Consider the following 4,997-nt stretch of genomic DNA (forward strand, 5'->3'; position numbering starts at 1 on the left):
GGCCTGCTCGGCGGCGAGCCGCACGGCCTCGCGGTGGACCTGGTCGAACGCGCGGGCGACCTCGCCGATCTCGTCCGTGGTGGTGATCGGGATCGGCGCCACCCGCGTGTCCACCCGGCCCGGGTCGGTGCGCGAGAGCTGGTCGTACAGAACGGGCAGCCGCTGCTCCGCGATGGTGAGGGCGGCGCTACGCAGCCGGCGCATCGAGCGGCTCATCTGCCGGGCCATGAGCGCGGTGACGAGGAACGCGGCGACCAGGGCCACCACGACGACGACGCCCTTGATGAACGCGGCACGCCGGGCATCGGCCGCGATGTGGGCGGCCTCGTCCACCGCGGCGTCGATCAGCTGCTTCTCGACCTTTCCGTACGCCTCGAACTTCCGGGTCGAGGCGGCCATCCAGGTGGCCGGGGTGATGCCCTGCGCCGCGAGGACGGCGGGCCCCTCCCCGGCCGCGATCCGCTCCGCCATCCGTTCCAGGCCGGGTAAGGCCGCCCGACTGCGGCCCGCGGCCGTCGTGCGGTGCTCTCCGCCGGGCACCAGCCGTCCGGGTCCCTCCAGCCGCTCCGTCTCCCGCTCCGTACGGTGCCCCGCCGGCCGCTTCGCCTGTCGCTGCGCCGTGCCGGAGGTGAGCCGGCCGACGGCGACGTCCGTCCCGGTCGCCCCGTACGTCCGGGCCGCGATGGTCTCCAGACGGCGGTACGCCAGGAACGCGTTGAGCTGCTGTTCACGAAGCGGCCCGGTGTCGCCGGGCCGGACCATGAGGTGCACGCCGACCGACCGCTGGAGAGACGCGGCCTCCCTCGCCAGGGCGAGGGAGTACACCATGCGGCCGTACGACGCGGAGTTCTCCATGCCGAACCCCAACTCGTTGGCCAACCCGATGATCAGCCGGCCCAGGACGGCGTAGCCCTCCTCGGTGGCCACCGGGTCCGTACCCGTGGTGAACGCCTGCGCGCGCAGCGCCCCCAGCTGGGGCCAGACCCGCTCGACCTGGCTGATCCGCTGCTCCAGGCCGTGCCCGGCGGGCAGCGCGGCGACCTCCCGCCGGAAGTCGGCCGCGCGCAGGTCGGTGACCGCCCGTACGTCCCGCACCAGCGTGCTGTCCCGTCTGCCCTGGAGCAGGGGAGCCACGGACAGATCCCGCTCGTCGAGAAGCGCCGAGTGGTAGGCGCTGCCGGCGGCGACGATCCGCGCCACATGCTCCGCGACCTTGGCCGACTGCCAGGTCTCCACCGACGACTGCACCTGCATGCCGCCCAGCACCAGATTGGTGAGCACCGGGACGAGCAGGATGACGGTCAGCCGCGTGGACACGTGCCACCGGCGCGGGAGCACACCACGGGGCGCCGAGGCTTCGCGTGCCGATGCCGCCGCCAAGATCTGTTTGCTTCGCCTCATTCGAAACCCTCACCTCTCGGCGTCGGCGCGCGGGGCACCCGGGGAACCCAGCAGGGCACGTTCCACCTTGACTTACGCCTTTGGCGGGCCCTTCGAACGCGCCTTTCCGGACTTCCTCTGGGCCGGCCGATGCTTTGCTCTGGCTGATTCGCAACCTCGGGCGCCCTCGTATGCGCACGGACCGCCCCTTCTCCGTCGAAATATTTCGGAGTGGGTACCGAATCTTGCGAGAGGTATTGACGCCGTTCACCGGCTCTCTATGATCCGAATTGGTCGACACTCCGCCCCTTGTTCGAAATCGCGTACAGGTCACAGGCTGTTCCGCTCGGGCGGCGGGGCACCTGCGGGCCGCGCCCCATCGAAACAGTTCGAGCCGCAAGGAGTACGTCGCTCATGCGTATGTCATGCCCTCGTCACTCCGGCGAGGTGGATCGCACAGAGCCACGGGGACCCCGGTCGCCCCCGTGCTCGCGGACCGCCGTCAGCCGCACCGCATCGACAGTCCGGCCGCCTCTCCGACAGGGCCGGCCGGGAACCGTTCACCCCAGAATCGAGAGGTCGTCATGCGCAAAGGAACGTTCAGCCGCAAGCGTCTGTCTGTGGTGCTGGCCGCCGCGACCGCGGCCCTGATCTCGGCGGCGTCGCTCGTCGCCAACCCGGCTCAGGCCGCCACCAGCGCCGCCTGTGCCCTCCCGTCGACGTACCGGTGGTCGTCGACGGGTGCGCTGGCACAGCCGTCGAACGGGTGGGCCTCGCTGAAGGACTTCACCCACGTGATGTACAACGGCAAGCACCTGGTCTACGGGTCGAACTTCTCCGGATCGTCGTGGGGCTCGATGATGTTCACCCCCTTCACGAACTGGTCGGACATGGGCTCGACCCGCCAGAACGGCATGAGCCAGGCCACGGTGGCGCCCACGCTGTTCTACTTCGCGCCCAAGCGGGTCTGGGTGCTGGCGTACCAGTGGGGTGCGTGGCCGTTCATCTACCGCACGTCCAGCGACCCGACCAACCCCAACGGCTGGTCCGCTCCGCAGCCACTGTTCACCGGCCGTATCTCCGGCTCCGACACCGGTCCGATCGACCAGACGCTGATCGCCGACGGTCAGAACATGTACCTGTTCTTCGCCGGTGACAACGGCAAGATCTACCGGGCGAGCATGCCGATCGGGAACTTCCCGGGCAACTTCGGGTCGTCGTACACGACGATCATGAGCGACACCAAGGCCAACCTGTTCGAGGCGCCGCAGGTCTACAAGCTCCAGGACCAGAACCAGTACCTCATGATCGTCGAGGCCATGGGGGCGAACGGGCGCTACTTCCGCTCCTTCACCTCCTCCAGCCTCAGCGGTTCGTGGACCCCGCAGGCCGCCAGCGAGAGCAGGCCCTTCGCGGGCAAGGCCAACAGCGGCGCCGGCTGGACCAACGACATCAGCCACGGTGACCTGATCCGCAACAACCCCGACCAGACCATGACCGTCGACCCCTGCAACCTGCAGCTTCTCTACCAGGGCAAGGCCCCCAACGCGGGCGGTCCCTACAACCTCCTGCCGTACCGGCCGGGCGTCCTCACGCTGCAGCGCTGACCGGCCTGATCCGGGAAGCCGACCAACGGGTGCCTGACGGGGTTCTCCCACGTCAGGCACCTTCGCGTGGGGGTGCGGAGCGACGGGGTGTGGTCGTCGGCGGCCAAGGGACCGCCGGTGCCGTGTGTTAGCGTCATGCGTTTGCGTGGTCGTCGCGGTGGGTGGTTCCGCTTCGGCCGGCACTGGTGCGTGGGCCGTTCGATCCTGCCGGGCCTTCCCCATACGTCCTCTGCGGAAGGCAGTTCATGAAGCATCCCGATGACTCCGGCACGGCTCACGGCGGTTCCGACCGGCCCGCGGCCACGGCGACCCCGGAGCCGGCGCCCCCGGCCGTCTCCTTCGCCGGTGCGGGACTGCCGGCGGAGGTGCTGCGGACCCTGACCCGACTCGGCGTACGTGAACCCTTCCCCATCCAGGCCGCCACCCTGCCCGACGCGCTGCAAGGGCGCGACGTCCTGGGGCGCGGGCGCACCGGCTCGGGCAAGACGCTCGCCTTCGGTCTGCCGCTGCTGACCCGTACGGCCGGACGGCGCGCCGAACCGAAGCAACCGCACGCGCTCGTCCTCGTGCCCACCCGGGAGCTGGCCGAGCAGGTCACCGAGGCGCTGGCCCCGTACGCCGAGGCACTGCGGCTGCGGATGGCCACGGTCGTCGGCGGCCTGTCGATCGGCCGGCAGATCGCCGCGCTGCGCCAGGGCGCGGAGGTGGTCGTCGCCACCCCCGGACGCCTGCACGACCTGATCGAGCGCAAGGCCTGCCGTCTGGGACGGGTGAGGATCACGGTGCTGGACGAGGCCGACCAGATGTGCGACCTGGGATTCCTGCCGCAGGTCGTCGACGCCCTCGACCAGGTGCACCCCGACGGCCAGCGCATGCTGTTCTCGGCCACGTTGGACGGCGACGTCGATCAGCTGGTCCGCGGCTACCTCCGTGACCCCGTCGTCCACTCGGTCGACCCGTCCGCGGGCGCGGTCACGACGATGGAGCACCACGTCCTGGTCGTCCACGGCCCCGACCGCTACGCCGTCACCACGGAGATCGCCGCCCGTGACGGCCGCGTCCTGCTGTTCCTCGACACCAAGCACGCCGTCGACCAGCTCACCCGGCATCTGCGGGCGAGCGGGGTGCGCGCCGGGGCGCTGCACAGCGGCAAGTCGCAGCCCCAGCGCACCGGGACGCTGGCGCAGTTCAAGGACGGCCGGATCACGGTTCTGGTGGCGACCAATGTCGCGGCGCGCGGCCTGCACGTCGACGACCTCGATCTCGTGGTCAACGTCGATCCGCCCACCGACCCCAAGGACTATGTGCACCGGGCGGGCCGCACCGCCCGCGCCGGCGAGTCCGGCAGCGTGGTCACGCTCGTCCTGTCGGGCCAGCGCCGTGAGGTGAGCCGGATGATGGCCGGGGCGGGCATCGAGGCGACCGTCACCAAGGTGCGCTCGGGGGAGGCGGAGCTGAGCCGGATCACCGGCGCGAAGGCACCTTCCGGGACGCCCCTCGACGGCGGGCCCGCCGTCCCCCGCCCCAAGAACACCAACGCACCCTTCCGTGGCCTCGGCACCAGCAAGGACACCTCCCGCGGCGCCAGCAGGTCCCGGAAGGCCGGCGAGGCCCACAAGCTGGCCGAGGCCCGCAAGGCAGCCCTCGTGCGTCGCAACGGCTGAGAGACCGAAACACGAGCACGATGACGGTGGCGGCTTACGCACCGTGCCCGGCATGACAAGCTGTGCCTGCCCATCCCCGAACCAGGAGGTCACCATGACCGCAGAGCCCGTATCGACGGAAGGTTCGGAGCCGACAGCCGCCGAGACGTCCCCTCTGGCGCCGGACAGCGACGGCAACTACGACCTCAAGCGCAAGTTCCGCGAGGCCCTGGCGCGCAAGCGCGGCGCGCAGGCGGACGCCGCCGATGTCGCGGCCAACTCGGATGCGTCGAAGGTGCGCGCGGCACACGGCCCGGCTGCCGGCCAGCGGTCGTTCCGGCGCAAGAGCGGAGGCTGACTCCCGCGC

Annotated in this window: 4 protein-coding genes; 3 read left to right on the forward strand and 1 reads right to left on the reverse strand. The window is 70.9% G+C overall.

What is annotated here, in order from left to right:
• On the reverse strand, positions 1-1,317 hold a 1,317-nt coding region (locus AOK23_RS36010), incomplete at its 3' end, for a nitrate- and nitrite sensing domain-containing protein (RefSeq protein WP_169800371.1).
• Between the two features lie 488 nt (positions 1,318-1,805).
• Here AOK23_RS36010 and AOK23_RS36015 point away from each other — a divergent pair.
• From AOK23_RS36015 to AOK23_RS36025, 3 genes are all read left to right on the forward strand, one after another.
• On the forward strand, positions 1,806-2,987 hold the full coding sequence (locus tag AOK23_RS36015; RefSeq protein ID WP_240496715.1) for a non-reducing end alpha-L-arabinofuranosidase family hydrolase: 1,182 nt from the start codon (positions 1,806-1,808) through the stop codon (positions 2,985-2,987).
• A gap of 245 nt (positions 2,988-3,232) precedes the next feature.
• Positions 3,233-4,651, forward strand: a complete 1,419-nt coding sequence (locus tag AOK23_RS36020; protein WP_055716728.1) for a DEAD/DEAH box helicase — start codon at positions 3,233-3,235, stop codon at positions 4,649-4,651.
• 94 nt (positions 4,652-4,745) lie between these two features.
• The gene (locus tag AOK23_RS36025) at positions 4,746-4,988 is read left to right on the forward strand and encodes a DUF5302 domain-containing protein (protein ID WP_055716729.1); all 243 of its coding nucleotides are present in this window, start codon (positions 4,746-4,748) and stop codon (positions 4,986-4,988) included.
• Positions 4,989-4,997: the final 9 nt, after the last annotated feature.

Origin of the sequence: Streptomyces torulosus, assembly GCF_001419765.1 — a bacterium.
GTDB lineage: Bacteria > Actinomycetota > Actinomycetes > Streptomycetales > Streptomycetaceae > Streptomyces > Streptomyces torulosus.

What these genes read in the sequence shown, in the direction of transcription:
- AOK23_RS36015 (WP_240496715.1), top strand. Translation starts at nt 1,806, where the DNA reads ATGCCCTCGTCACTCCGGCGAGGTGGATCGCACAGAGCCACGGGGACC.
- AOK23_RS36020 (WP_055716728.1), top strand. Translation starts at nt 3,233, where the DNA reads ATGAAGCATCCCGATGACTCCGGCACGGCTCACGGCGGTTCCGACCGG.
- AOK23_RS36025 (WP_055716729.1), top strand. Translation starts at nt 4,746, where the DNA reads ATGACCGCAGAGCCCGTATCGACGGAAGGTTCGGAGCCGACAGCCGCC.